This is a genomic window from Actinoplanes sichuanensis (assembly GCF_033097365.1).
GTDB classification, from domain to species: Bacteria; Actinomycetota; Actinomycetes; order Mycobacteriales; family Micromonosporaceae; genus Actinoplanes; species Actinoplanes sichuanensis.
In genome coordinates this window covers 4,661,207-4,686,799 of the sequence record NZ_AP028461.1, presented here as the reverse complement: position 1 = coordinate 4,686,799, position 25,593 = coordinate 4,661,207, and the positions used below count along the sequence as shown (strand labels likewise).

General features: G+C 69.7%; 20 protein-coding genes. 12 read left to right on the top strand and 8 right to left on the bottom strand.

Features of this window, described 5'->3' with window-relative positions; translation table 11 throughout:
* Window positions 1-221 precede the first annotated feature (221 nt).
* The 5 genes from Q0Z83_RS21540 to Q0Z83_RS21520 all read left to right on the top strand — a co-directional run bounded on the left by Q0Z83_RS21540 (window position 222) and on the right by Q0Z83_RS21520 (window position 4,751).
* The gene (locus Q0Z83_RS21540; protein ID WP_317795761.1) at window positions 222-815 is read left to right on the top strand and encodes a TetR/AcrR family transcriptional regulator; all 594 of its coding nucleotides are present in this window, start codon (window positions 222-224) and stop codon (window positions 813-815) included.
* Window positions 816-885: 70 nt separating this feature from the next.
* Window positions 886-1,062, top strand: coding sequence for a hypothetical protein (locus Q0Z83_RS21535; protein ID WP_317795760.1), 177 nt, complete (start codon window positions 886-888; stop codon window positions 1,060-1,062).
* A gap of 23 nt (window positions 1,063-1,085) precedes the next feature.
* A complete protein-coding gene (locus Q0Z83_RS21530; protein ID WP_317795759.1) occupies window positions 1,086-1,832 on the top strand; it encodes an MBL fold metallo-hydrolase in 747 nt (248 codons plus the stop codon).
* Window positions 1,833-2,030: 198 nt separating this feature from the next.
* Complete coding sequence (locus tag Q0Z83_RS21525) at window positions 2,031-4,004, top strand: putative bifunctional diguanylate cyclase/phosphodiesterase (protein ID WP_317795758.1); 1,974 nt, start codon at window positions 2,031-2,033, stop codon at window positions 4,002-4,004.
* A gap of 3 nt (window positions 4,005-4,007) precedes the next feature.
* Window positions 4,008-4,751, top strand: a complete 744-nt coding sequence (locus Q0Z83_RS21520) for a VOC family protein (protein ID WP_317795757.1) — start codon at window positions 4,008-4,010, stop codon at window positions 4,749-4,751.
* Between the two features lie 105 nt (window positions 4,752-4,856).
* Here Q0Z83_RS21520 and Q0Z83_RS21515 read toward each other — a convergent pair whose 3' ends face one another.
* The 4 genes from Q0Z83_RS21515 to Q0Z83_RS21500 all read right to left on the bottom strand — a co-directional run bounded on the left by Q0Z83_RS21515 (window position 4,857) and on the right by Q0Z83_RS21500 (window position 11,393).
* Window positions 4,857-5,879, bottom strand: coding sequence for a hypothetical protein (locus Q0Z83_RS21515; RefSeq protein WP_317795756.1), 1,023 nt, complete (start codon window positions 5,877-5,879; stop codon window positions 4,857-4,859).
* A 202-nt stretch (window positions 5,880-6,081) separates the two neighbouring features.
* The gene (locus tag Q0Z83_RS21510; RefSeq protein ID WP_317795755.1) at window positions 6,082-7,290 is read right to left on the bottom strand and encodes a hypothetical protein; all 1,209 of its coding nucleotides are present in this window, start codon (window positions 7,288-7,290) and stop codon (window positions 6,082-6,084) included.
* Between the two features lie 638 nt (window positions 7,291-7,928).
* Window positions 7,929-9,452 (bottom strand): GGDEF domain-containing protein, encoded by a 1,524-nt coding sequence (locus tag Q0Z83_RS21505; RefSeq protein WP_317795754.1) that lies wholly within the window; start codon window positions 9,450-9,452, stop codon window positions 7,929-7,931.
* Window positions 9,453-9,563: 111 nt separating this feature from the next.
* Window positions 9,564-11,393, bottom strand: a complete 1,830-nt coding sequence (locus Q0Z83_RS21500; protein WP_317795753.1) for an acetate and sugar kinases/Hsc70/actin family protein — start codon at window positions 11,391-11,393, stop codon at window positions 9,564-9,566.
* Between the two features lie 145 nt (window positions 11,394-11,538).
* On the opposite strand from Q0Z83_RS21500, the gene Q0Z83_RS21495 reads away from it, so the two are divergent.
* The 3 genes from Q0Z83_RS21495 to Q0Z83_RS21485 all read left to right on the top strand — a co-directional run bounded on the left by Q0Z83_RS21495 (window position 11,539) and on the right by Q0Z83_RS21485 (window position 15,054).
* On the top strand, window positions 11,539-13,977 hold the full coding sequence (locus Q0Z83_RS21495) for a BTAD domain-containing putative transcriptional regulator (RefSeq protein ID WP_317795752.1): 2,439 nt from the start codon (window positions 11,539-11,541) through the stop codon (window positions 13,975-13,977).
* A gap of 153 nt (window positions 13,978-14,130) precedes the next feature.
* Window positions 14,131-14,652, top strand: coding sequence for an ATP-binding protein (locus Q0Z83_RS21490; RefSeq protein WP_317795751.1), 522 nt, complete (start codon window positions 14,131-14,133; stop codon window positions 14,650-14,652).
* Window positions 14,653-14,691: 39 nt separating this feature from the next.
* The gene (locus Q0Z83_RS21485) at window positions 14,692-15,054 is read left to right on the top strand and encodes an HIT domain-containing protein (RefSeq protein ID WP_317795750.1); all 363 of its coding nucleotides are present in this window, start codon (window positions 14,692-14,694) and stop codon (window positions 15,052-15,054) included.
* Window positions 15,055-15,100: 46 nt separating this feature from the next.
* On the opposite strand, the gene Q0Z83_RS21480 is transcribed toward Q0Z83_RS21485, so the two are convergent.
* Window positions 15,101-15,667, bottom strand: a complete 567-nt coding sequence (locus Q0Z83_RS21480) for a TetR/AcrR family transcriptional regulator (protein WP_317795749.1) — start codon at window positions 15,665-15,667, stop codon at window positions 15,101-15,103.
* A gap of 131 nt (window positions 15,668-15,798) precedes the next feature.
* Here Q0Z83_RS21480 and Q0Z83_RS21475 point away from each other — a divergent pair, with 131 nt between their 5' ends.
* Window positions 15,799-16,614: an SDR family oxidoreductase gene (locus Q0Z83_RS21475; RefSeq protein ID WP_317795748.1), complete on the top strand. Its 816-nt coding sequence runs from the start codon at window positions 15,799-15,801 to the stop codon at window positions 16,612-16,614.
* Between the two features lie 30 nt (window positions 16,615-16,644).
* Here the strand turns inward: Q0Z83_RS21475 and Q0Z83_RS21470 are convergent, their stop codons facing one another.
* The 3 genes from Q0Z83_RS21470 to Q0Z83_RS21460 all read right to left on the bottom strand — a co-directional run bounded on the left by Q0Z83_RS21470 (window position 16,645) and on the right by Q0Z83_RS21460 (window position 22,041).
* Entirely contained in the window at window positions 16,645-17,709 is a 1,065-nt protein-coding gene (locus tag Q0Z83_RS21470) for a right-handed parallel beta-helix repeat-containing protein (protein ID WP_317795747.1), read from the bottom strand.
* A 57-nt stretch (window positions 17,710-17,766) separates the two neighbouring features.
* Complete coding sequence (locus Q0Z83_RS21465; protein WP_317795746.1) at window positions 17,767-21,090, bottom strand: CHAT domain-containing protein; 3,324 nt, start codon at window positions 21,088-21,090, stop codon at window positions 17,767-17,769.
* 69 nt (window positions 21,091-21,159) lie between these two features.
* Entirely contained in the window at window positions 21,160-22,041 is an 882-nt protein-coding gene (locus Q0Z83_RS21460) for a hypothetical protein (RefSeq protein WP_317795745.1), read from the bottom strand.
* A gap of 128 nt (window positions 22,042-22,169) precedes the next feature.
* On the opposite strand from Q0Z83_RS21460, the gene Q0Z83_RS21455 reads away from it, so the two are divergent.
* From Q0Z83_RS21455 to Q0Z83_RS21445, 3 genes are all read left to right on the top strand, one after another.
* Complete coding sequence (locus Q0Z83_RS21455) at window positions 22,170-23,033, top strand: hypothetical protein (RefSeq protein ID WP_317795744.1); 864 nt, start codon at window positions 22,170-22,172, stop codon at window positions 23,031-23,033.
* A gap of 116 nt (window positions 23,034-23,149) precedes the next feature.
* The gene (locus tag Q0Z83_RS21450) at window positions 23,150-23,455 is read left to right on the top strand and encodes a lactococcin 972 family bacteriocin (RefSeq protein WP_317795743.1); all 306 of its coding nucleotides are present in this window, start codon (window positions 23,150-23,152) and stop codon (window positions 23,453-23,455) included.
* 70 nt (window positions 23,456-23,525) lie between these two features.
* A complete protein-coding gene (locus tag Q0Z83_RS21445; protein WP_317795742.1) occupies window positions 23,526-25,589 on the top strand; it encodes a hypothetical protein in 2,064 nt (687 codons plus the stop codon).
* Window positions 25,590-25,593 lie beyond the last annotated feature (4 nt).

Here is a 25,593-nt window from a genome sequence, read left to right as displayed (position 1 = left end):
CGCCCGAGCCGCGTGTCGAATCATGGCCGTCTTGCTTTCAACGCAACTTCGGGGCACTTCGTCGGCCAAAGTGGTACAGCGGCAGCTTACCGACTTCATGGCCGAGGTGCGCCGGCCACCCACCGCGGCTCGGTGTCCTCGTCCATCATCGACGGCGGCTGACTTGACCGACCGGTCAACCGCGATCTAGATTTGACCGGTCAGTCAAGCAGGAGGTGGCCGTGGCGCGAGACACGCGCGAGCGCATCATCGCGGTGGCGCGCGATCTGGTCCACGGCGCGTCGTTGGCTGAGGTCAGCACCGAGGACGTCTGCAAGGCCGCCGGCGTTCACAAGGGCAGCCTCTACCACTTCTTCCCCTCGAAGGAGGCGCTGGGCGGAGCCGTCCTGGACCACAACTGGGACATGATGCACGCCGTGCTCGACGAGTCCTTCGCCGACGACGTGCCGCCGCTGGAGCGCGTCGACCGGTTCGTCGACGCTTTCGCGCGGATGCTCACAGTGATGCGCGAGCGGTTCGGCGCCACTCCCGGCTGCCCGCTCGGCGGCCTGGCCGCCGAGGTGGCCGGGCACGGCGATGAGGGTCGGGCCCGGGCCGGGCGGGTGCTGTCCGGCTGGATGGGCTACTTCGCCATTGCCTTCAGTGAGGCGAAGGGCCGCGGCGACGTGCCGGCCGACATCGACCCCGGCCGCGCCGCGATCCGCGTGCTGGCCCTGATGCAGGGGCTGACGCTGCTGGCCAAGACGCACGACGACCCGACCTTGGTGCTGCTTGCCAAGACCGACATCCGGCTGCTTCTGCGGGCTTCCGTCTGACGAGAGCCAGAGGGAAGGCCGCTTTTTCATGTCCACCGAGTTGACCGATCAGTCAAATGAGGAGTTTCCCATGCCACAGACGACCATCACGGGCGAGGAATACCGGTTCACCCGCCTCCGGACCACCCTGCTGCTCGACGACCTGACGTTCGGCCGAGACGCCCCCACGCCCGGCGACCGGATGCCCGTCTTCGACCTGCCCGCGATCGCCGTCCTGACCGTTGCGGTAGTCGGGGCGATGCTGTGACCGCCGGACCCGGAAGTGTCAGCGTGCGGGCCATCCCGGTGGCCGGTCGGCACTCGATCAACGCCTACCTGCTGCTCGGCAGTCGGCCGGTTCTCGTCGACGCCGGGGTCCCGGGTAGCGGCCACCGCATCGTGGAGGGCATCGCCCAGCACGGGGTCGACCCGGCCGACCTGGCGCTGATCGTGCTCACCCACGCCCACATCGACCACTTCGGCGCCGCGGCACACGTGCGAAGGCTGACCGGGGCGCCGATCGCGGCCCACCGCGCGGATCTGGAGCCCTACCGGGCCGGGCGGGCCCGTGAGCCGTATCTGCCCACCGGCCCGTTCGGTGCGCTGCTGAGCCGCCTGCCCGCACTGCACCGCACCACCCACGCGGTCGAGCCGGACCTGATCCTGGACGGTCCGCAGCGCCTCGACGACCTGGGCGTCGCCGCCCGCGTCATGCCGACACCCGGCCACACCGCCGGATCGGTCTCCGTCCTCACCGACGACGGCGACCTGGTGGCCGGCGATCTGATCGCCAGTTCCTTCATGGGTTCGATCACCGGCCGCCCCGCCAACCCGCCGTTCCACGACGACCGGCTCGCCAACCTCGCCAGTCTGCGCGCGATGCTGGCCCTCAAGCCGGTGTCGTTGCACGTCGGTCACGGCGGCAGTCTCGACCCCGGCCGGGTCGCGTGGTGGGCCGATCGGGAGCAGCGTCGCCTCGACCGGCTGGTCGCCCACGGCCGGCTCCGCCACCGTGGTGAGGTGCGCCCGGCTGAGTGATCGGTCGTCCATTCCCTGCCGGATCCACTGCCGGTGGCCGGCATCGATGTCGCCTGACATCGGCTTCCACCGGGAGCAGTGGGTGCCGACGGTCGGCGGTCCGAGGATGTCCCTGATCACAACCTGGTGAACTGTCATCAGGTCGCCCCCGATCGGTGCCGATCAAAATACGGACGGTGTGGGCGGCGGAGGGTGACGATGGGTTCGGCGCGGGGCGCTTCGTGGTGGCTGGGTGGTCTGCTCGCGGTCGTGATGGCGGGTCTGTCCGGTTACGCGGTGTTCGGTAGCTGGCGGCAGACGGGCATCGTGCAGGATCTCGCCGACGACAGCGCCGATACCGACGCCTACCAGGACACCGCCTACCTGATGAGCTGGGAGCTGGCGCTGCTGCAGGCATCGCTGCGGGAGCCCGACGGTGAGGAGCGCCGGCAGCTTCCCGACGTCCACGAGCAGACCCAGCGCGCCATGGAACACATGGCGTCCGTCGACGGCGAGCACCAGCGGCTCGCCGCTGCACTCGTGCAGGCGCACAGCGGCATGAAACCGGACATCGCCGGTTACCTGCGGTCGCTCGACCTCGGCGACGGGGAGACCGCCGAGGCCACCCTCGAGAAGACGATCGAACCCGCCACCACCTCGATCATGACCGCGGTGCTGGCCGAGCGGGAGCATCACCTCGCCGACCACGCCGCGAAGCAGGCGACCGGCCTGCGGGACTCACAGCGGCTGTTGTGGGGCAGCGGCCTCGCCTTCCTGCTGAGCGTGACCGTGCTCGTGCTGTTCGGGCATGCGACACGGTCGCACCGACGGCAGATCGAGGCGACCGCCGCCACCGACGCGCTGACCGGCCTGCCCAACCGCAACGGCTTCACCGGTCGGGTTCACGCGGCGCTCACCGAGATCGCCGGTCACCGGCGCCGCCGGAGGCGGTCCGCGCGGGGCCGGGTCACCGTGCTGGTGGTCAACCTCGACGGATTCCGGGACGTCAACGAACAGCTCGGCCACCACGCCGGTGATCTGCTGCTCACCCATGTCAGCCGGCGCCTGCAGGCTGCGATCCGGGAGCACGACGTCGTGGCGCGGCTCGGTGGTGACGAGTTCGCGGTGCTTCTGCGCGACACCGACCCGACCGTCGGGGAGGACATCGCCGCCCGACTGACCGGCGCCTTCGACGACCCGTTCACCATCGACGATCTGACCGTGGACCTGGAGGTCAGCATCGGCGCCGCCACCGCCGGCCCCGGCGACGACGTCCCCACGGTGCTGCGGCACGCCGACACCGCCATGAACCACGCCAAACAGCAGCGCAGCGGATTCCAGCGGTACGCTCCCGGCCGCGCCGCCGACGACACCACCGCCCGGCTCACCCTGCTCGGCGACCTGCGCCGCGCCCTGGACAACGGCGACGAGATCAGCCTGCACTACCAGCCCAAGATCGCCGTCGAGACCGGTGAACTGGCCGGGGTGGAGGCGCTCGCCCGCTGGACGCATCCCACCAAGGGACCCGTCTCCCCGGGCGAGTTCATCCCGGTCCTGGAAGCCACCACCCTGATCCACCGATTCACCCATCAGGTGCTGATGCAGGCCCTGACGCAGGCCCGGGCCTGGCTCGACGAGGGCCACCCGGTCCGGGTGGCGGTCAACCTCTCCACCCGATCACTGCTGGACACCACCTTCCCCGACCGGCTCGCGACCCTGCTGGACCAGGCCGGTGTGCCGGGCGACCAACTGTGCATCGAGGTCACCGAACACAGCGTCATGAACGATCCGGACACCGCCATCGCCACCTTGAAACGCATCCGCGACCTCGGGGTGAAGACGTCCATCGACGACTACGGCACCGGCTATTCCTCCATGACCTACCTACGGCTACTGCCACTGGACGAACTGAAGATCGACCGCTCGTTCGTCAAGGACATGGCCGCCGACCACAGCAGTCGAGCGCTGGTCGCCTCCACCGTCGAACTCGGTCACACCCTGGGGCTCACCGTCGTCGCCGAAGGCATCGAGGATGCGGCGACCCTCACCGCGCTGCACGAGATCGGCTGCGACCTCGCTCAGGGATACCACCTGGCTCGGCCGATGCCCGCCGACGCGCTCACCCGTCACCTGCGCACGGCGACGATGAGCCGCACCGACACGCCGTTCGCGATCGCTCGACATGCCGGGTAGCCGGTGGTCCGAACCACGGCCCGACGCGCCGCGGCGACCGCACAGCGGACCACCGGCGGGTGCGGTACGTCGCCGACCATGCAGAGCAGGGTGCGCGGCCAGGTGCCCATGCTGTACGTCCGCAGTGTCGAAGCGGCCCGGCGGTTCTACGCGCTGTTCGGATACGGCGAGGTCAAGGCGGGCGGCGACGGTGAGGCCCGATGGTCGTATCTGCAGTGCGGTGAACACACCCTGCTGCTCGCCTGCGTCCGACCCGCGTTGATTCAAGTCGAGTTGCCGCTGCTCATCTACCTCTTCGTCACCGAACTGGAGACGGTGCGGCAGCGCCTGGGCGAAGCCGGGCACCCCCACGACCTCGTCGGCTATCCCGACCACGCCCCCGACGGGGAGATCCGTACCCAGGACCCCGACGGCAACGTGGTTCTGGTCGGCCAGCAGACCGCGGTCACCGGCGAGGGGCGCAGCGACCCCACCGGCCCGGAGGCGCGTTTCTCGCTGATCAGACAGGCCGCGGAGGCGGTCAGCCGTCGCGGCGGCGCACCCGCCTCCTGCCAGATCGGAACGACGGACGGCCGTCCCTGCTCCGAGGCCGCGGAGGTCAAACTCGCCGACACCTGGGGATCGACCGTGTGGGGCTGCCTCACCCACGCCGACGAGGCCCGAATCAATGCCCCGGGCACCTTCATCGCCACCGAGGACGCCCGAGGACTCGGCCCCTGGCTCGCCCGCCGCGCAACACCACGCTGACAGTGACGGAGACCCGCCCCATCCGGTCGCGTGACGCAGTCCGGCTGCGGTGGTCGACTCTCCCGGCCGCCCTTCGCCGGCTCCGGTGAAGGGCGGCCGGTGTGCTCAGAGGGTCTTGCCGTTGACGAGCACCTTGGCCGGGCCGTTGAAGGTGATCTCGCCGGTGGTGACTGTGCCGTACGTGGTCGCGCCCTCGGTGACCGCGCCGTCGGTGACTGCGCCGTCGGTGATCGCGCCGTCGGTCACGGCGCCGTCGTTGATCGGTCCGTCGGTGACCGCGCCGGGGGTGACGACGTTGCTCAGCAGCGTGATCTTGTCGGCGATGCTGGAGCGCAGGCAGTCGTCCGGGTTCTCGCCGGGAGCCGCGTCCCAGGCACCCCACTGGGTGCTGGTCAGTGGCGCGAACGTGTAGTCGCCGAAGGTGTAGTCGCCGAACGTGTAGGCGTCGCTGAACGTCCAGGCGCCGTACGACCAGGTGCCGAAGGTCCACTCGCCGAACTGCGCGGCGTCCCAGGTGGTCGCGCCCGCCTCGTGTACCGGCGTGCCCTTCCAGCCCTTGAGGATGAACCCGGTGTACTGGTTGCTCTTGCGGGCGTCCACGTCGAGGTCGTAGGTGAGGTTGCCGGTCAGGACGCCGGCGCGGCTGCCCGAGCGGGTGCCGTCGCGGGAGGCGTCGCGGCTGCCGGTGCGCAGGCCGTCGCGGGAGCCGGTGCGGGTGGCGGTGCGCTGGGCGTCGCGTTCGCCGCTGCGGTGGAACGTCTTGGTGCCGTTTCCGTTGGTGAAGTCACAGGTCAGCGTCTGGGTCACGACCTGGGTCGCGGACTGCGTGCCGGTTTGGGTGCCGGTCTGGACGCCGGTCTGCGAGCCGGCCTGTGATGCGGCCTGGGTGGCGGTCTGTGACTGCTGCTGCAGGGTCGGCTGGGTGGCGGTGAAGGCGAGGCCCTTGCTGTCGACGGCCTTCTGCAGGGCGGCGTTGTTGAGAGCGAGGGCGGTCTGGACGTCGCCCTTGCCGATGAAGCCCTTGCCGGTGGCCGGGTCGAGGCTGACCGCCGCGAACGCGGGGGTGCCGAGGGCGATCGCCGTGACCGAGGCTGCGACGGAGGTGGTCAGGAGGCCGCGAATACGCATGTGGTGCCTTCCAGCGGAGTCGACTTGTCGACGTCACAGTAGGTAGCGATAAGTCCGAGTTGAATGGGCTGGTGGCTGTTGTAGACGTTCATACGAGCTGGTGTGGCTTGCCGGATTTCCCCAAGCGAGTGAGAAGACGGACAAACCACCACCTATCGTTACTCAGTGTGATGAGGTTCTTCCTCACGCTTCCGCGCGAGGTTCAGGCGATCGCCGTGGCCGGGTGCGGTGTTTCCGCGCGGGGCGGGGTGGTTTCCGGTGGTTCCGGTGTCTGCAGGAGTGCGTGATAGACCGCACGAACCGCGAGCACGCGGCTGACGTCGTCGAGGATTCCGGCGAAATACCGCTGGCGGAACTCACTGTGGGTCATCGACGACACCGCGAAGTACATAACGCTGAACCCGGCCAGCAGGGCCGCCACCTTCACCATTGCGGGCTCGAAAGACGTCGGCTGCGTGGACTCGGTCCAGAGCTGCGCGGTGGCCTGGTTGACCGCGACGAGCCCGAAGACGACGAAGAATCCGAACACCGCCACACCGACCACGGCCGCCCGGATGAGTTGCCGGGTGCCGAGAATCAGCAGGATGTTGCGCTGCTCGCTGGGGCGCAGCGGCGGAAGCAGGGCAGTCGAGGCCAGCGCCGGGGCGACCGCTTCCAGAGGTGTTCTCTGGCAGGCCGCGATGAGCCGGTCGGGGGCCATCGACCGTTCGATGTCGCGGATCTCCTCGCGCAGCCGCGCCGCGATCGCGAACAGCGTCACCGCCACGAACATGGCGCAGATCCCGGCCAGCCGCCAGACCGGTATCCGGTTGGCCAGTTGCCAGATGTCCGCGGTGAAGAACAGGAACACCACGATGAACAGCAGCATCGGCAAGGCCCGCCCGAGCAGCCCGAAACTGTTCCGCAGATCGCCGGCCACGTGCCGGACCGAATGCAGCACCAGCGACACCAGCCCGTATCGGGTGGCGACGTTCGCGACCGCGAACACCAGTCCGAGCGCGATGACGGCCAGGATCGCGAAGAAGCCCTGTACGGCGGCGTCGCTCTCCAGTTCGGTGTCGGCTTTGACGGCCGCCATGTCCTTGGCCACCTCCAGGGCGACCGCGCCCAGAGGCACCGCGACGTAGGTGATGAGCAGCAGCGCCGCGACCCAGCGTGGCAACACCGGCGGCGGTCGGCGACCGGCCCGGGTGACCACGAGCCACAACGCTGCCGAGCCGATCGTCGCGACGGCCAGCGCCAACCAGTCGTTCGGGATCGGCACTGTCAGCACACAGAAACTCAGCAGCGGGAACATGCGTGGCAGCGTGTGGGTCCGCAGCGTCTGCTTGGCGATGAACTTGGGCAGTCCCTGGTGGATCAGCCACCACTCAGTGCGCCGGGCGAGCGCCGCCTGGACTTTCGGGTCCATCGTCGCCCTCACCCCACCACGCCGTTGCGGGCCGGGGACATGAACCTTCGCATCTGGGTACCTCCGGAATCGGGCCGAGGACGGCGCGAAATCACTGGACGGTGGCTTTGGGCAACGGATGTCGTGTGCCGCCGTGGGGCCACCACCGAACCCTGCCCTCGGAAACGAGTGCGGGGATCAGTGCTGCCACTGAAGTCCAGTACGGAGCCCGAAGGGGCAGTGGGACCTGGACGCGATCACCTCGGCGACGACCACCGGGGTCGTCTTTCTCGACCGGGCATCCCCTGCTGTCGCCGTGGTCGTCAGGGCCTGCCGGTCGTCCCTCGGCGCAGGGGAGTGATGAGCCTGTCGGGCCTTTTCGGACCTCGTGCGTCGGCCGTCCGCTGGGCGAGCTTCTGGAGCACGGTCTTGACGGCGGCGTCCGAGGTCTGATCAGTTTCGTCGCCCATCGTCACGGCTGAGTACGGCACGGATGGCGGCGGGCCTCCGGCTGATGTCGCCGGTGCCGGTGCCGGGAGAGCGATCACCATGGCGGCCAGTCCCGCCCCTGTCGTCAACAGCCGTCTGCCCTGGTTCATGATCATCGCCTTCGATCGGTGGCGTCCTTGCCCACAGGCCACCACAACGATCGCCGGATTTCAGGTGTTCGGCAGTGAACCACCCGTTCGTACGTGCCGATCAGGTGCGGGTCGGGGAGCCGATGAGGCTGGGGTTCCGGAGGCTCGCCGGGCGTTCTTGTGCCGGTACATGTCGGCGTCGGCGGCCGACATCAGCCCGTCCGCGCTGGTGTCCGCGTCACTGCCGTACGCGACCCCGACGGTCACTCCGAATGACAGGTGATGTCCCCGCCACACGGCCGGTACGGAGGTGGCGTCCTCGATCCGGCGCCTGAGCACCTCCGCGTCACCGGCCGTCGTGCCGGTGCCCAGGATCAGGAACTCGTCGCCGCCGATCCGGGCCGCCACGTCCTCGCCCCGTAACGTGCCGCGCAGCCGGTCGGCGAACACACGCAGGACCTCGTCGCCGGCTTCGTGGCCGTACTCATCGTTGATCGCTTTGAATCTGTCGAGGTCGCAGTAGAGAACCGCGACTCCGGCGCCGGATCTGACCGCCTCCTCCAGCAGGGTGAAGAACCGGCGTCGGTTGACCAGACCGGTCAACTCGTCGTGGTGTGCCTGGTGGCGAAGTGCCTCCTGGTCGGCGGTCCGTTCCGCGATCAGCAGCCCGATCCGGGAGACGACCAGCGGGATCACCAGCAGTGTGCCGAAGGTCAGCAGCAGGTTGTCGGTGGTGCCGCCGAACAGTTCGGGAATGCCGCCGACGACCGGCACCATGGCCAGCACGAACCCGAGATGCGACAGCCGTACCGGCCGCAGGCGGTTGCGGCGCCATCCGGCCGGCTGGGTGAACTCGGTGGAGCTGGGGTGCAGCGCCGCGGCGGTCAGCCCCAGATAGCCGATCATCGCGAACAGGTCTACGAGCGGGGAGTAGTAGTCACTTCCCGGGCGGGTCGACAACAACGACGACACCACGCTGACGACGGTCGCGCCGAGGCTGAGGAAGAAGTAGATCAACGAGGTGCGGGCGGTACCGGCGGTCCGCGCGATCCGCAGCAGTGCGCCGAGCGTGCCCGTCAGCAGCAGCATCTTCAGCAGGTAGATGCCCTGGCTGGGACCTGACACGTCCAGTTCGAGCAGGTGCGGGCGCAGCACGAACTCCCAGACCGGGGTGATCAGGCCGACGCCGAGCAGGGTCGCGTCGATGATGCCGCCCCGGTCGCCTTCGCCGTGTTTGCGGATCACCTGCAACGCCGACAGCATGATGCTGCTGTAGGCGAGGACCTGGAGCACCAGGTTCGCCGGTCCGTCGGCCCCGACGTCGCGACCGAGGCCGAGCTGCACGAACCACAGGTAGTTGAAGATCGTGAACAGCACCGACGCGGCGAGCAGCAGATACCAGGCGGTGCGGTTGACGATCCGGTTGATCCGCATCCCCACGGCGATGCCGGCCGCCGGGAGCGCGCCGATCACCGTCACCACACCGAGTCGTACGGCCAGGCCACCGAACGCCCACGCGGCCACCGCGACGAGAACCAGCACGACGAACCCGGCATGCACCAGGGCGCGGTGCACACCGGCACCGCGTTGCCGGCCGACTCTCATGATCCGCACCATCGGCCGGCACCGCCCCGACTTGAGCCGAGTCGCCGTCGGCGCGTCGTCGGTTCCGGGATGCTTTCGCCGGAGAGAACCCGGACCTGCCAGGACGGCCGGTCAGGTCAGTCGTTTGATCCAGGTTCCGGCCTGTGGGGCGGCCGCGGTGATGGTGGCGATCGTGGTGGTGGCGGCCCACCAGAGCAGGACGGCGATGTAGGCCCAGGTCAGGTATTCGATGGTGTGGACGCTGCTGACCAGGGCGTACCCGCCGCCGAGGACGACGCCGGTGATGATGCGCAGCAGGGGCGGGCGGGTGGCGGTCAATGCGGTCGCGACGCCGAGCAGGACGGCTCCGGCGATCTGGGTCGGGCCGGAGGTGGGCAGCAGATCGGCGGGGAAGGTGTAGGTGAACGCGGCTCGTTGCAGGTAGACGCCGGCGGCGGCGAGGGCGATCGCGGTGACCGGCGGGTTCGCCCGGCCGAGCCACGTGACGATCGCGCCGTGGGGGATTCGCGGTGCGATCAGGGCGATGAGCGCGGCGCATGCGGCTAGGGGGATGGCGCAGGTCAGGGCGGCTCTCAGGTAGGCGGGGTCGTAGAAGTCGACGCCCACGCCGACGCCGAGGCCCCAGAGTCCGGCGACGGCGAGGCCGAGAGCGGCGGCACCCAGATAGCCGCGGCGCAGGAGGGCGCCGGTGGTGATGTCGTCGTCGGCGTGGGCGGCGGTCAGCCAGGTGGTGGGCACCAGTTGGGCGGCGGTCCACGCGGTGAGCACGGCCGACGCGGCGGCGAAGCCGATGTTCTCGACCGGCAGCAGGACGCCGGTGATGTCGCCGCCGATACGGCCGATGTCGGCGGTGGTGATGGTCTGTAGCAGGATCGCGACGCCGGCGGCGGCCAGGATCGCGACGCGGGCCAGGTTGGCCAGGGTGATGCGGGTACGCGGCAATCGCCCCGACGCGGCGGTTGTTCCCGGCGGGGGAGTGGTGACGGTCGTGGGTCGGGTGATGCGCAGGGCGCCGCGGGCGATGGTGTGTGGGTCGTCGACGAAGGTCGGTTCGGGTAGCCCGGCGGCGGTGAGGGCGGCGCCCAGCGACGGCAGGATCGGGTCGTCGCCGGTGAGGATGACGGTGGTGACATCGGCGCTGTCGAGGTCGGCGTCGGTCAGCGCCTGTTTGACGGCGTCCGGGACGCGGGCCAGGTGTGGGGTGGCGGCCGCGGACACGTCGGCTTGTTCGAGGATCGCCGCCGGATGTGGTGGGGGCAGCAGCAGCGACGCCCGGGGCCGGTCGGCGAGCACGGTTCGGGCCTGGTGGATCTCGCGGTGGACGGGCCAGCCGGTGGGTGGTGGGTCGGCGAGTCGGGCGAGTAGGGCGGTGTCGATGTCGGGGTGGGCGGGGTCGTGGATGTCGGTGTGGGCGACCTGCTGGTAGCCGTCGTCGAGGTCGAGGATGGTCAGGTCGGGTGCGGCGGTGGCGATCAGCACGAATCGGCCGCTGGTGGCCGTACCGGCGCTGACCGCTGCGGCGGCGGTGACGATGCCGGGAACCGGAAGCCCGACCTGCGTAGCCGCCTGTTGCAGGCGCTGCCGGGCGCGGTGACCCCACCCGGTGGCGGTGACGACCGTCAACGCGGTCACCGGGGTGCCGGCGAGCGCGGAGGCGTGGGTGGCGACGTGGGCGAGGACGGCGGCCACGGCGGTGGTGTCGGTGCCGTCGTGGACCGAGGCCATCGGGTCGGGCCGGTAGTCGTCGGCGTCGCGGAGCCCGGCGGTGAGCGCGGTCGTGCCGGTGAGCAGCGTGCCGGTGGCCGGGTCGGGGATTACGCCGCTGGGCAGGCGGGCGTGACCCGCGAAGTAGACCGGATGGACGGTGCCGTCGTGTTCGTAGACCGCGGTGATCCACCAGGGTGCGATGTCGACGGCCAGGTGAAGATCCGTTGCGGGCATGCCGGGCAGTGTCGCAAAACGACATCACACAGGTCGGCCTGAAACGTTCTTCTTCGTATGGTGATAGACCATCGCGAATACGGTGGCCGATGATCGGGCGCGGCCGGTAGAGATCAGGGTTCGATCACGGACCCCAGGGCAGGCGATGAGCGACGACGTGCGCCGCAAGACCGCGGAGCTCACCCGGCAACCGACCGTCTGGCCGGCACCCCCACCACCGGACGACAGCCGTCGGCGTACGGGCCGGGTGTTGCGGGCACTGCCGGGTGTCCTGGCCCTCGCGATCGTGCCGCCGCTGCTGCTCACCCTGGTCTTCGGCCCACCGGCCGGCCTGCTGCCGTCGTGGGCGCAGATCACCGCATTCGTCACCGACGGTCGGCGCCCGGACGGCACCCGGCTGATCGTCGGCGCGGTCGCGGTCCTGTTGTGGCTGATCTGGACGATCATGATGCTGCTGCTGGCGGGCAGTGTCCTGACCGTCGTCGCCGGATGGCGGCTGCCGCGATGGCGGTTGCCGGCACCGTTGCACCGGATGCTGTTCGGGCTGGCCGGAACCGCGGTCGTCGCCGTCGCCACCACCCCGACCGGCGGCGGTCCGGCCCCGAGCCCCGCCACGGCCGCGGCCACATCCGGCGACAGCATTCTGCCGCGCGGCACGGTCACTGTCATGGTCGGTCAGACCCGCTTCGAGTACGAGGTGAGGCGCGGCGATTCACTGTCGAGGATCGCTCGTCGCTGGCTGGGTGACGCCGACCGCTGGCCGGAGATCTGCCGTCTCAACCGCCACCGCCACCAGACCGGTGGCGCCCGCCTGACCGACTGCGACCTGATCCAACCCGGCTGGCACCTGCGTCTACCCGCCGACGCCCGTCCACCGGCCGGTACCCGCACCACACCGCCGCCACGGCCACCCACCACGCGTCCCACGGCACCGGAGACCTCGGCCGAGCCGCCGACCGCGCCCACCCGAGACGCCGCCACGCCGACCGCCTCACCGGCGACGACGGTGCCGACCGCGACGACACCGGGACCCGATCGAGAGGATCCGCCTGTTCCGGACGCGGCTTCCAGCAGCGAGGACGGCATCCGGCTGCCGAGCGGCACCCTGCTGACCTGGGGATCGGCGACCGCGATCGCCGGTGCCGCCGCGCTGATCTGGGCACGCCGTCGACGCGGGCGCCCGCAACCCGGTGAGGTCGTCGTCCTGCCCGCGCCGACGGTGCCGGAACCGATCGACACGATCCGCCGCCACGTCAGCGGCAACCCGGTGCCGGCTGCGGCCGTACCATCGCTGCCGTTGCATCCCGTCGGGGTCGAAGGCCCCGGCGCCGACGGTGCGGTCCGTGGCCTGATCCTCGCTGCCCTGACCGCCGACCAGCCCGCCGACGTGATCATCGACCGCGACGTGTGCGGCGACCTGCTCGGCCCGGATGAGGCCGGCTGGTCGCGGTTGTCTGTCACGCGCGACTTCCCGGACACCCTCGCCGCCGTCGACGGGCAACTGCTGCACCGCAGTCGTGTTCTGGCCGAACGGCAAGGTCAGCAGGCCCTGCCGCCGATCCTGGTGGTCGCCCGCGCCGCCGACGCCACCGGCGAACACGCCCGTATCACCCTCAGCCTCGCCCACGGCCTGGACATCACCGCCGTCCTGCTCGGCGGCTGGCCACACGGCACCACCCACACCGTCACCGCCGACGGCCGCACCTCCGACAGCGACGAACGGGCCCTGCCCGGCCGGGTGGACGTCATCGGCCGTGACGATGCCCTCGGCATCCTGGCCGGCATCAGCCCGACACCGGCCACCGTGTCGGTCATCCCCGAGACCCCGGCGCCCGCCTCGGCCACGTCGGTGCAGGTCCGGGTCTTGGGCGTCCCGCGCATCGACGGGATCGTCCACCCGGGTCGGCCGCTGCGCGCCAAGGCCGCCGAACTCGCCGTCTACCTTGCGTGTTTTCCCAACGGCGCCGACAGCGACACCCTCGTCGAACACCTGCACGGCGACGCCCGCCAGCGCCAGGCCAGACAACGGTTGCACACCAACGCCTCCAACCTGCGTCACGTGCTGGCCCGTGCCGGTGGCCCGCTGCGCGGCGGCTACCTGCTCAAACGCGGCACCACCGACCGTTATCGCCTCGATCCGGCCACCGTCCAGGTCGACCTGTGGCAACTGCGTGACCTGCTCAACAAGGCCCGCCGAACGACCGCACCGGAACGCCTGGACCTGCTGCGGCAGGCCTGTGACCTTTACGTCGCGCCGTTGGCCGACGGCCACGACTACGAATGGATCGACGACCAACGCCGACACGCCCACCGTTGGGGCGTCGAGGCCCACCTGCTGCTGGCCGAGGCCCTGCTCCCGGACGAGCCGCAGGCCGCCGCCGAGATCCTCGACAAGGCCATCACCCTCGACCCCTACAACGAGGACCTCTACCGTACGGCCATGCGTGCCCGCCACGCCCTCGGCGACCACGACGGGGTCCGTGCCCTGCTGCAGGCCCTCACCACCGTCCTGATCGACCTCGACACCGAACCGACTTCCGAAACCGTGAGACTCGCTCGATCGCTCGCGCCGGCCGTCCGGTAGCGAGGCACCGTTACTCGGCACGCCGGCGAAGCGTTGGCCCACCTCGCGAAAGGCGCCCGGCATCTGGCACGTCCTGATCGACAAGGCGCCCCGCACGTCCTGGTGATACCCGAGGGGGCCCGAGCGGGTCACCGAAGACCGCGAAGGATCTTGATGCCCGCCGATGTCTTCCCGGCGGGAGGCACGAAGTGGTCGATCAGCGTCTTTCTGACGGGCGTTCGCTCGTTACCGTCTATACAGGCAGCCATGACTCGAGCGGGGGACCCGATGGTGTTCATCTTTCGAAGAGCTTTCGGGCACGACGACCCGGCGGCGCCGCTACGCCGCATGGTGCAAGCAGCGCTGATCGAGCACCTCGGCGCGGACGGCGATGACGCGTGGGTGGATGACGTGCTGATCACCGTGAGCGAGTTGACGCAGAATGTCGGCCAGCACACCGGCGGCGGTGGCGAGCTCACCCTGTCCGGCACCGACGACGGGATCCTGATCGAGGTCACGGACACCACGTCGACGCCGCCGCGGCTTCGGCGCCCCGACGCGCGCCAGGCCGGCGGCCGTGGCCTCCTGCTCATCGACGCCATGGCGCTGAACTGGGGGACACGCCACCGTCCCGACGGGAAGACGGTATGGGCGCTGATGCCCGCACCGATGACGGCCGGTTCGGTTCCGGTGTAGCGGCGTGCCCTTTGATCTCGCTCGACGGAGGGAGCATCGGTGACTGCCGAACCGGCCGAGAGAGTGTCGGACTTCTACTGCGATCAGGCGTTGTCGGGCAGGACACCGATAACGGTCGTGGCGGAGACGGAAACGGTGCTGGCGTTCGAGCACACCAGGCCCAGTTGGCCGGTTCACATCGTGGTGGTGCCCAAGCAGCACACGCCGTCGCTGATCCGGCTGGGTGAGGGCGGCGAGGACCTTCTTCTGGAGGTGCTGCGGGTGGTCCGGCAGGTCGCCGAGCGGGTCCGCCAGGAGCACGGCGCGGCATGTGTGATGACCAACGAGGGCGCCTACCAGGACTCCAAGCACCTGCACTTCCATGTGCTGTTCCGTGGCGATCCGCCAGAGGGGCCGACCTGACGCTTAACGGTTTGACGGCGTGGCCGAACATCCCGGAGCCGGGACCCTACAACGCGGAGACGCCCGCACCGGCTTGGCGCAGGCACTCACGTAGGCGATGGAGGTACTCCTCGAAGGGTTCGTCCGGTTTCCAGGTCTGGTAGGCGGTGGCGGTCGCCGCGGACAGCAGGTTGAGCTGGAGGGTCGTCGTCAGGCTGTCGCCGGCGCGGTTGCGGGCCCAGTCGGTGAGATCGGCCCGGAACTGTTCGCCGAAGTCCTGGGTCGACTGGGCCAGGGCGGGTGACTGCGTCTTGAGTCGGCGCTGCAGGGGCATCCGGTCGGCGAGACGCTCGTTCAAGCCGATCATGATCGCGGACAGTGACTCCCACAGTGATTCGCCGGTCGGCCGTGCGTCCATCATCGCGCGCAGGGTTTCGCGTTCCTGGGGGTCCTGGTCGAAGACGACGGCTTCCTTGCTGGCGAAGTAGTTGAAGTACGTCGCCCGGGAGACGTTGGCCGCGGCGGCGATCTGCTCGACGTTGACGGCGTCGTAGCCGCGCTCGGCGAACAGTTTCAGGGCGGCGGCTCGGATGGCCCGCCAGGCCTCGAGTTTCTTGCGCTCCCGCAGATTCATGACACCGCCTCCGGGTGGATCATATCCTGCACTAGACGCCGTACATAATTAGACGCAGTCTAGAAATCGTGTATGGTGGCTGTGCCGCGCCGGTCGAGAGCGTCCCGGCGTGCCCGTCTGGAGGGATTCCCATGAGCAAGATCTGGTTCATCACCGGCACCTCCCGCGGCTTCGGCCGCAACTTCACCGAGGCCGCCCTCGGGCGCGGTGACAAGGTCGCCGCAACCGCGCGTGACACCGGTTCCCTGGCGGACCTGGTCGCCCGATACGGCGACGCGATCCTTCCGCTGGCCCTCGACGTCACCGACAAGGACGCGGTGGCCACCGCGGTCACCGCGGCGCACGAGAGGTTCGGCCGCCTCGACGTCGTGGTGAACAACGCCGGTTACGGCCTGTTCGGCATGGTGGAGGAGATCACCGAGCAGCAACTGCGCGACCAGATCGAGACCAACCTGTTCGGCGCCTTCTTCGTCACCCAGGCGGTCCTGCCCATCCTGCGCGGACAGGGCAGCGGCCACATCATTCAGATCTCCACCATCGGCGGCATCGGCGCGTTCCCCTCACTCGGCGGCTACCACGCCTCCAAATGGGCCCTCGAAGGCCTCACCGAATCGCTGTCGCAGGAGGTCGCCGGGCTCGGCATCAAGGTCACCCTGGTCGAACCGGGTGGCTTCGCCACCGACTGGGCCGGGTCGTCGGCCGTGCACGCCACCCCCGACCCGGCCTACCAGCCGATCCGTGACGCCATGGCGGCCCGCGCCGGCGGCGCCTCCTACGGCGACCCGACCGCCGCCGGGCCCGCCCTGCTCCAGATCGTCGACGCCGAGAACCCGCCGCTGCGCGTGCTCTTCGGCTCCCAGCCCACCCAGATCGTCAAGCATCTGTACGCCCAGCGTTTGCAAACCTGGGCCGACTGGGAGCCCGTCTCCCACGCCGCGCAGGGCTGACGAGGTCCGTGCCGGCTCCGATCCGCTTCGTCAGGCCGTCCCGTCGAGGTTCGTCGTCTTGCCGGCGAGAGCGTTCGGGCTGGTCCGCGTGACGCCCCAGAGGACGGCCGAGCTACCCGCCTCGGACACGATGAAATTCGTCAGCGCCGGTACGGTCGCCGAGGCCGGATCCGACTGGACGGCGCCGCCGATCGTCACGTTGACGGTGGAGGCGCCGATGTGGATGCCGGTCTTCGCACCCTTGAACGTGTAGGGGCTGAACAGGCTGCATCCCCTGCTGTTGCGCAGTAGGAAGCCCACGTCGGTGAAGACCTCGGCGCCACAACTGGTGAGTGTGACGGCCGAGCAGTTGTACAGCGCGTAGCCACGTAGGCCACCGTCGACGGCACAGGCGTTCAACGTCGAATAGCTGACATAGTCGAGCTCGTAGCCGTTCTTCCGGTTGCCGAGCACGTAACAGGCCTCGAAGGAGAGTGAGGTGGCGGCCGCGGTCGCGGTCTTCGTGACGTAGAAGCCGTTGCCGCCGTTCTTCACCGACTGCACCCGGGTGATCCGCGACGCGATCACCGCGGTGAGGTGCACGCCGCAGTCGCCCCAGTTCTTGACCACGCAGTCCTCGATGGTGATGTTCGACGGGCCTTCGGCCGGCCCGGGTGCCAGGTGGATGCCGGACGGGCCGTCGGCCGGCGGCGTATCGGTCGGCACGTACTGCCCGATGAGACTCAGACCCGCGATGGTCACATAGTTGATCGCCGAGCTGCTCACCGAGGTGATGCCGTGGCCGGTGCCCACCTGGATGATCTTGGTGGCCTGCGCGCCCGCGCCGATCAGCCGCTGGTTGGACCGCACCACGATCGGCTGGTTGATGCGGAACTCGCCGGCGCTGAGCAGTACCTGCCGGTTCACCTCGGACAGGGCGTCCTGGATCGCCGCGTGGTCGGTCACACCTGTCGGGTCGCCGCTCGGCGTGATCACGACGAGTCCCTCCGACGCCGCCAGCGCGGCCGTCGGCTGACCGAAGATCATGCCCCCGGCGGCCAGGCCGGCACCGGCCAGCGTTCCAGTGATCAGCCCTCGTCGATTCTGTGACGTCATCGTCCGTACCCCCGTGGATCTTTGATTTTGATCAAGATAGTCAGATCGGTCGATCGCTCACCACCCCGTCACGCTGAAACCGGCCCAGTAGTACGGCTCCCGGAACGGTCTGTCGTCGCCGTACGACGTCTCCGGAACCACACAAAGGTCCCGCGCCAATCGCAGCCGGTCCGGCACCTCGTCCGCCGTGAGATCGCGCAGCCACCGCTGCGCCCGCCGCAGCGCGAGCGGCACGTCGTCGGTGCCGCCGATGCGGACCATGTCGGCCAGCTCCTGGTACATCCGCCCGATGAGCAGGGCGGTGGCCAGGTCGTCCACCGGCCACAGCGAGCTGACCACCGCAGCCGAACCCGCCGCGAGGAAGGCGACCGGCAGACCGACCATGCTGTCGGGGAGTCTGGTGATGTCCGCGTGACCGGTCTGGCAGGCGCTGAGCACGACCAGTCGGGTGTCGAGTCGCGGCAGCTCCGTGATGGCGTCGAGGGTCAGGTCGCCGTCGCTGAGGAACAACCGCATGTTCTCCGACTCGTCCAGCCTGTTGGAGCCGTGGCAGGCCAGGTGGAGGATCCAGCAGTCCTCGATATAACCGGTCAGCGCCGAGACGGTGGCGGCTGTGCCCTTGAGCAGAACCGTTCGGCCGGGCAGTTCCCGGGCGATGGTGTCGGCCTCGAGCCGGGCGCCACGCAGCGGAGACAGACCCGGGCGTTCGGGGTCGGCGAGCACCACCACGGCGCCGTCGGTCGGCTTCCGTCGGGAGTTCCCGACCCGCCGACGGCTGAGCAGCAGGGCTGCGGCCGATGGCGCGGTGGTGAGGGTGAGCACATCGACCACCGGGCAGCGGCGGCCGGAGACCGGGTCGGTGATGACGGCGGCGGCCCACGGCGTGACGGCCAGCGGACCGCAGGGCACGATGGCCAGTTGGTCGTGGCCGTCCGCCACGACCGCATCCACGATCGGCTGCATCAGCTCACCCAGCGCGTCCGCGATCTCGGCGATCGGACCCGTGAGGTCGGCGCCGCCGGCTTGCGCGGTCATCAGGCCCTGAGACTGGTCGTCGAGGCGGTAGATCATGGCGACGAAGTCCGAAGATGAGGCCGCCGCGGGAAAGGATCGCGTCACGACCGCGCCGGTGGTGTCCTTGCTGACCAGCACCATCGCGCCACCGGCGGGTGTGTTCCACGCGTAGAGAAGCGGCCGGTCGAGCGTCGCCGCGCGGCCGATGTCGGCCATGGTCGGTGAGTCCCACCGGAGCAGGCCGACGCGGCCGGGTCCGCTCTCCCCGACCATCGCCTCGAACGCCTGCAAGCGAGTCCGTTCGAGCGTCGTCAACGCATCCGCGAGATCGCCGGTCCGCTCCGCGGCATAGGCGGCCGCTCTGGCCGCCATCGGGAACGACTCCACCACCTGCAGGCGCGCGTCACGTCCGGTGACACCGCGCAGCTCGATCTGCTGTAAGGAAAGACAGTCGGCATAGGCGTCGCGCGCCTCCGCCCAGCGTCGGTGATCGCAGAGCAGCGCGCCGAGCTCTGCGGCCATGCGGCGGGCGGCGGCCGGGGTGACGTCCGGGTCGATGAGAGATCGCGCCCGCCGAAAGCTCTCGATCAGTTGCTCCGTCCTGCCGAGACGCAGTTCGTCGATCTGGGCCGCGAGTTCGGCGAATCGGCCCCGAAACTCCGTATCGCCGAACTCCTCGGCCTGCCGCACGCCGTCTTGCGCCACCGCGGACGCTTCGGCAAGGAGTTCGGCTGCTTCCCCCTCCGGTGCTGCCGCGATGATCCGCTGAAGCTCGGGGGCGATCGACTCGATGCCGTACCTCGCCGGGTTCTTCACCGCCAGATGAAGGAAGCGGAGATCCAGGTCCGCCTCGCTCACCGGGATCACGACGCCGGAGCGCTCGACGGCCAAGATCGCCGACTGTTCCCTGCCCGCGGTGTGGATCCGTTGAGCGAGCTCCAGGAGGGCCTGGGCGAAGTCGAGGGTGGACTGCGTCGCCGCCTGGTGGTCGCCGCACGCGGTGAAGGTGCCGCACACGCCACGGAGCAGACCTATCGCCTCGCGGAGCGCGGAATGATGGTCCGCGGGCTGGTCCTCTGCCAGACGCTGCAGGATGAGCGCCAGGTTCGCTGCGGTGTACGACCACCCCAACGGATCTGACTCACGAGGCCGCAGCGGAAGCGCTTCGCGGCACAACGCCGCCGCCTGCTCGAGAACGGCTCGGCTCTGGCTTGTCGCCCCGTCGGCGGATCGCATCAGGATCACGGCCCGGTTCGTGGCGGCCTGCGCGAACCGGCGGTCGTCTCCCTCGGCCCGGTGGTATTCCATCACCTCCGCCGCCAGGTCCGCGGCCCGGCTGAGATCGGTGGGACGGTGGCTACCGACGCACATCGCCAACCCGATGACCAGATCGGTGGTCGCGGCGTTGGCCGTCTTCGCGTCTCCGATGGCGAGAGCGAGCTCCCGGCCCTCCTCCAGGTAGCCGATGGCCCGCTCCACGTCGTCCGGGGTTCGGCTCGGCCGTTTCAGCAGAGTGGTTCCGACGATCGCCAGGAGTTCGGCCCGTTCCTTCTCGGCGCCACCGAAGCCGAGAAGGGCATCGGCCTCGCGAGCGATCCGGTCCCACTCCGCACCGGCCTCATGCGAATGTTCCGCCAGCCAGTGGACGTGCCGACGTCCGGCGTCGGCCATGGCGTGGACGGCTGCTCCGCGGGCGGCGGCGAAGCGGGCCACCGACGCGGCGAGTGCGGCCTCGTCCGTATCGGCACGGATCTCGGTCAGAAACGTCGTCATCGCTTCCCAGAGCGGGTTGCCGCCGTCCAGGGCGGGCAGCCGGTCGAAGTACTCGGCCAGCGCCTGCGGCGTCCGCGGGCCGCACAGGATCGGATGTTCCGAAAGCACGGCGCGGGTCTCCGCTGCCGAGCCGACGAGCATCAACCGGCTCAATCCCTCGAAGATCGGTGCACGGTCCGACATCAGGGCGAGCTGGTCGGCCACGTACTCGCGGCGCAGCAGGCAGGCCAGAAAAGGTTCCCCGAACTCGTCGGCAGTGTCCGGCCAGTGCACCGGCACGGCCCGTCGGACCACCTCTGGATGCAGATACCGGCCCAGATATTCGGCGGCGCCCTGCGGACCCGATTCGTCCGGCGGCATGGGCAACAATGCGAAGATCGGAGAAACGCCGTTCACCTTCTCCGCGAGGATCACGACCGGCATGTCCGGCATCGTGCGCTCGCCGCAATCGGCGCATTCCAGGGCGACCGACTGGAACAGCCGATACCAACTCGGGTCGTCTTCCAGGCTCAGTACCGCCGGCCATGCGGATCGCTGCGCGGCATCGCACTGCGGGCAGGTCCACGGCAGATCGATCGGCGTCACGATGTTCACGGCGGCCTCCTCGGTTGTCGCTCACCTGGAGCTGACGGACCGCTGGGACGGGCCCTGTGGTGTGCCGGGTCAACCGGGGATCAGCCAGTCGACGGTGCCGTGTGGGCCCACCCGGAGCCGGGTCAGGCGGGTGCCGTCGGCGACGTCGAACGCCACGAGCTGCTCGCCCTCGTCGCCGGGACGGAGGGTGAAGGCCGCGATCGGCAGGTCCACACCGACTCTCCAGCCCTCCTGCGGCGACGCCGCCCAGACCCACACGTGCGGTAGAGGGAAGGCTGCGGTGCCGGTGTTCCGGAAATGCAGACGGAACCATGTCCGGTGCCGGCCCGGTGGCACCGGGGGCGTCGCCGGATGCTCGTCCGGGTGCACGGCCCAGCGGGCGGTCACGTCCGTCATCTCGGCGGTGTGGAAGCCGATGCGTCCGGTCCCGCCGAGTTCGACCGTCGTGCACGCGGCCCTGGTCAGGGCGGACCTGCTGTCGGTGGACAACTTGTCGTTGATCGGGAACTCCGGCTCCCCGAAAGGCATCGCCGAGCATTTCTCCGCCACCGGACTCGACGTCGGCACGGCGCCGGGCAGTCGTACGTCGTGGTTCGTATCGCGGATCGCCTCCAGGAGGCGGGCCTTCTCGTCCGACGAGAGGGAGGGGGAGTCGTACGGTCGCGGGCGCGACGCCGAGGGCCGGGTGATGATCACGGCTGCCGCGAGCAGCAGAACGAGGACGGCCGGAACCGCGGCGAGCCGGACCCACCTGTGCGGCACGGATGTCGGTGCCGGCACCACGGGGTCGGGGACCTGTCGCGGCGGTGCCGTCACGTCGGCGGGCGGCCGGACAGCGGTCATCCGCCGGCGGTGCACGGCCCGCACGATCGACCCCGCCCAGGCCGCGACCAGCGCCCCCGTGGCCAGGACGACCGCCCGCCGGAAGCGGCGTCGGGACGGTGTGCCCACACCAGAACCGATCGTCCGGAGGCGGCCCGAACTGAGCGGCTCGCGCGCTCGACGGAGCCGCTCAGATCCGGTCACAGTACGCCGAACGGTTGATAGTGACCATGCCGTCGCGACGCCGGGCCGCTCTCATGGCTGTGGTAGCCGTGGTCGCCGCCGGTGTGTTCCTCGCGGTGCGCGTCGCTCGACGCCGCCCGGTAGTCGAGCCGGCGGTCCCGGAACCCGCGCAGAAGGCGGTGGTCGCCGTGCCACGGGCTCGCCGCCGCTGGAGCCTGGTGATCGCGGGCCCGCTCGCGGCGATCGTCGTGCTGTCGCTGGTCCTGGCGGTGAACCGCCCCTCGACGTCCGGACCGAACCCCGGCGACCGGCTGCCCCGCGAACCGAACCCGGTGACCGAGCGCCTCGACCCGGACGTCCTGGCGGCTCTACGGCGAGCCCGGGCGGCGTCGCCGACGTCGTCTCCGAGTCCGTCCCCGAACCCGTCGCCGAGGTCGTCGTCGTTCAACATGTTCGGGCCGATCCGTGAGGGATATGTGGCCGTCCCGGACGCCGACGACCGATGCACGACACCTCGGGGTGGGATGCCGAGTTACCGGGCCCCCAGCCCCGCCTCCGTCCTGGCGTTGGACGCGGCCGCCGTCACACCGTGCAAGACGCTCGTCCTCGGCACCACGGCGATCATCGGTGGGGCCACCAACTCTCTGCGCGAGGTCACCGCCCTCGCGTCGGAGGACCCGGCGGGGGATCGGACCACGTTGCGCCTCCATGTCCGGAATCTGAGCTCCAGCAACTTCCAACTGCCGTTCAGTTGGGTGCTCGGCGCCGCACAGGACACCGGCTGGATCTTCCCGACGGAGTCGTGGGCGTCCGCCGAGTGGGTCCTGCCGGACGAGGAGGCGGACCAGTACGTCGTGTTCGACGTACCTCCGGGCGCCCGGTTGGCGCGGCTGCGGCTGACCTCGACGGTGCAGACCGTGGACTGGGTCATCGGCTGACCGACCGCCCCATCAGCGGTTGTTTACCTCAGAACACGGCTACTGGACAACGCCGCAGCTGAGTTCACTGGCAGCCAGTTCATGGGCGACCAACCTTGAGGGGAAGGACGACGGCAATGCGAAAACGTAAGCGAATGCCCAAGTCGCTGATCGCGGTGCTGGTGGGTGCCACGGCGGCGGTCGCGGTCGCCGTACCGGCATGGGCCACTACCGAGTACGTCGGTGGGGGGACCTGGGCGTACGGCGTCAACTTCGGGATCAACAGATCCGAGTACTGGCATCCGAACAACTGGCACACCTCGTCGGTCAAGTCCAACGGGATCACCTCCCGTAGCGCCTGCACCGACCCCGGCCTGTGGTCGGACGCCTGGAGGTACGCGGGAGTCAGCGGCAACAAGGCGTACTGGAACAACGCCTGCTGACGATCTTCGGGGCGCCGCTTCCGGCGGCGCCCCGCCATTGTTCACGACAAGGTGACACGGCAGAGGTCTCATGCTGCACAAGGGAATCAAATTCGCGTACGCCGTTCTGCTGACCGTCTCCGCGGCGCTGGCCTTCATCGTCGTGCACCACTTCGACGAGACCACGGTGGCCGGCACCTCGTACGTCGTCAGCTTCCAGCGCACCGACGACGGGGCGCCCGGCCCGCGGGTCGCCGACATGCTGGACGATTTAACCCGTGCCCACGGCGTCAACGTCGGACGTCTGTACCAACACCCGCGCGATGAGCGCATCCGGCGTGTTCACCTGGTGGTGGGAGATCCCGAGGCGCAGTCCAGCCGTTGGCTGGCGCAGGGCTACCCCGACTTCAGCCGTGGCGCTCCGGTCGAGATGCGGCCGTATCGGGAGATCGTCAACATTCACCCGGACGGGCTCTACTACGTGTACGGACCGGAACCGGCGGCCGTCGCGCTGGCGAGGGAGTTCGCGCGGTTGGGGTACCACGGTCAGGTCGAACCGGCGTTCTCACCGGCCGGCGTCGTGGCCTATTACGGAAATGGAACCCTGCTGTGGGCCTTCCTCGTGGTGGGTTTCGTCGTCATCCTCGTCGTGGCGTGCGCCGTCACGCTCAACGCCAAGTCGTACGGCATTCAGCGTCTGCACGGCCAGTCGTACGCCCGGATCCTGTTCCGGGACCTGCGTCAGCTCGCCGGTTTCGCCGCGGTGGCCGCCGTCGGAACCTGCTCGGTGACGGTCACCCTGCTGTACCTCTACAACGATCTGAACCAGATCGGCACCTACGCGTCGGTGGCGCTGTCGTTCGCGGGCGTCTACGTGCTCGCCGCCCTGCTGGCCCATGTCGTCACTCTGGCGCTCGTGCACGACGACGAGATCGTGAACGCCGTCAAGGGCGAGGTGACGGCCGCCTGGGCGAGCGCCGGCACGTATGTGCTGCGCATCGCGGCCGTCGCGCTGATCTTCTCGGTCACCACCGCGACCATCGCCGCCGGATTCGCCGTGCAGGAGCAGCGAAACCGGTCCCGGGTCTGGGCCGCGATGGGCGATGCCTACCACCTGCGGATCAGCAGCGTCATCGACGACGGGCAGCGCGGTGCGGCGATCGACGACCGGATCGGCCGATGGATCCGCGACGCCGACACCCGCGATGAGGTGGTGCTCGCGTGGCTGAACCGGCCCGGTTCCCGGCTCGCCGGAACGACCGGGCCCGACGTGCTCGTGGTGAACGACGCCTATCTGCTCGACCACGAGATCCGAACCGCCGCCGACACCCCGGTCCGGCCGGCCGGCGACGACCACCTACGGATACTGTCGCCGCAGCGATACGCCTCCGACGCGGCGCGCATCACCGCGCAGGTCACCACGTGGGCCACGGCGCAGGCGGCCAGGTCGGGCCGCGGCGACCTTCCCGGGGTACGGCTGGAACAGCTCCGTGACCACCAGTCCGTGCCGGTGTTCGTCGGTTCGGCCGGTGAGGGCGGCCCGGTGCTCGACGATCCGGTCATCGTGGTGGTGTCCGGAGCCTCCGGAGTGATTCCGGACGACGAGTACACCTCCGCCGCCAGTCGTGGCGAGATCCTCGTCAAGGACGCCGACCGCACCATGGCGAGCCTGGCCGCCGCCGGTCTGGACACCTATGTACCCGGGGTGAGCGCGTTCGCCCAGGAGGCGGCCGACAGATACCGTGACCTCCGCAACCAGTTCGGCCTACAGGTGTTCAGCCTCGTCGCGGCCGTCGTGGTCTATCTGGTCACCGCCGCGGCGTCGTCGATCGTGTACTGCCGGCGCCGTGCTCAGACGCTGTACGTGAAGTACCTCTGCGGGTGGAGCTTCCTGCGTACGCACGGGGGGATCCTGGTGTTCGAAGGCCTGCTCGCCGTCGGGATGGCGGTGTGGAGTCAACACGGCACCGCGACGGCCATCGCCCGGTCGACGGCGCCCGGAGCCCCGCCGGCACCGCCGGGTCTGCTGCCGTTGCAGGGCGTGGAGCCACTGCTGGCCGCCGGCATCGCGATGCCGGCCTTGGCGCTGACCGTGCTGGTCCTGGTGCGGATCAACGCCACCTTCGTGAGAACCCATTCGGCGAGCCTGTCCTAGGAGC

Excerpts from the sequence above, each read along its gene's own strand:
- Q0Z83_RS21535 (WP_317795760.1), top strand. The coding sequence starts at position 886 with ATGCCACAGACGACCATCACGGGCGAGGAATACCGGTTCACCCGCCTC.
- Q0Z83_RS21525 (WP_317795758.1), top strand. The coding sequence starts at position 2,031 with ATGGGTTCGGCGCGGGGCGCTTCGTGGTGGCTGGGTGGTCTGCTCGCG.
- Q0Z83_RS21515 (WP_317795756.1), bottom strand. The coding sequence starts at position 5,879 with ATGCGTATTCGCGGCCTCCTGACCACCTCCGTCGCAGCCTCGGTCACG.
- Q0Z83_RS21510 (WP_317795755.1), bottom strand. The coding sequence starts at position 7,290 with ATGGACCCGAAAGTCCAGGCGGCGCTCGCCCGGCGCACTGAGTGGTGG.
- Q0Z83_RS21505 (WP_317795754.1), bottom strand. The coding sequence starts at position 9,452 with ATGAGAGTCGGCCGGCAACGCGGTGCCGGTGTGCACCGCGCCCTGGTG.
- Q0Z83_RS21500 (WP_317795753.1), bottom strand. The coding sequence starts at position 11,393 with ATGCCCGCAACGGATCTTCACCTGGCCGTCGACATCGCACCCTGGTGG.
- Q0Z83_RS21495 (WP_317795752.1), top strand. The coding sequence starts at position 11,539 with ATGAGCGACGACGTGCGCCGCAAGACCGCGGAGCTCACCCGGCAACCG.
- Q0Z83_RS21490 (WP_317795751.1), top strand. The coding sequence starts at position 14,131 with ATGCCCGCCGATGTCTTCCCGGCGGGAGGCACGAAGTGGTCGATCAGC.
- Q0Z83_RS21480 (WP_317795749.1), bottom strand. The coding sequence starts at position 15,667 with ATGAATCTGCGGGAGCGCAAGAAACTCGAGGCCTGGCGGGCCATCCGA.
- Q0Z83_RS21475 (WP_317795748.1), top strand. The coding sequence starts at position 15,799 with ATGAGCAAGATCTGGTTCATCACCGGCACCTCCCGCGGCTTCGGCCGC.
- Q0Z83_RS21470 (WP_317795747.1), bottom strand. The coding sequence starts at position 17,709 with ATGACGTCACAGAATCGACGAGGGCTGATCACTGGAACGCTGGCCGGT.
- Q0Z83_RS21455 (WP_317795744.1), top strand. The coding sequence starts at position 22,170 with ATGGCTGTGGTAGCCGTGGTCGCCGCCGGTGTGTTCCTCGCGGTGCGC.
- Q0Z83_RS21450 (WP_317795743.1), top strand. The coding sequence starts at position 23,150 with ATGCGAAAACGTAAGCGAATGCCCAAGTCGCTGATCGCGGTGCTGGTG.
- Q0Z83_RS21445 (WP_317795742.1), top strand. The coding sequence starts at position 23,526 with ATGCTGCACAAGGGAATCAAATTCGCGTACGCCGTTCTGCTGACCGTC.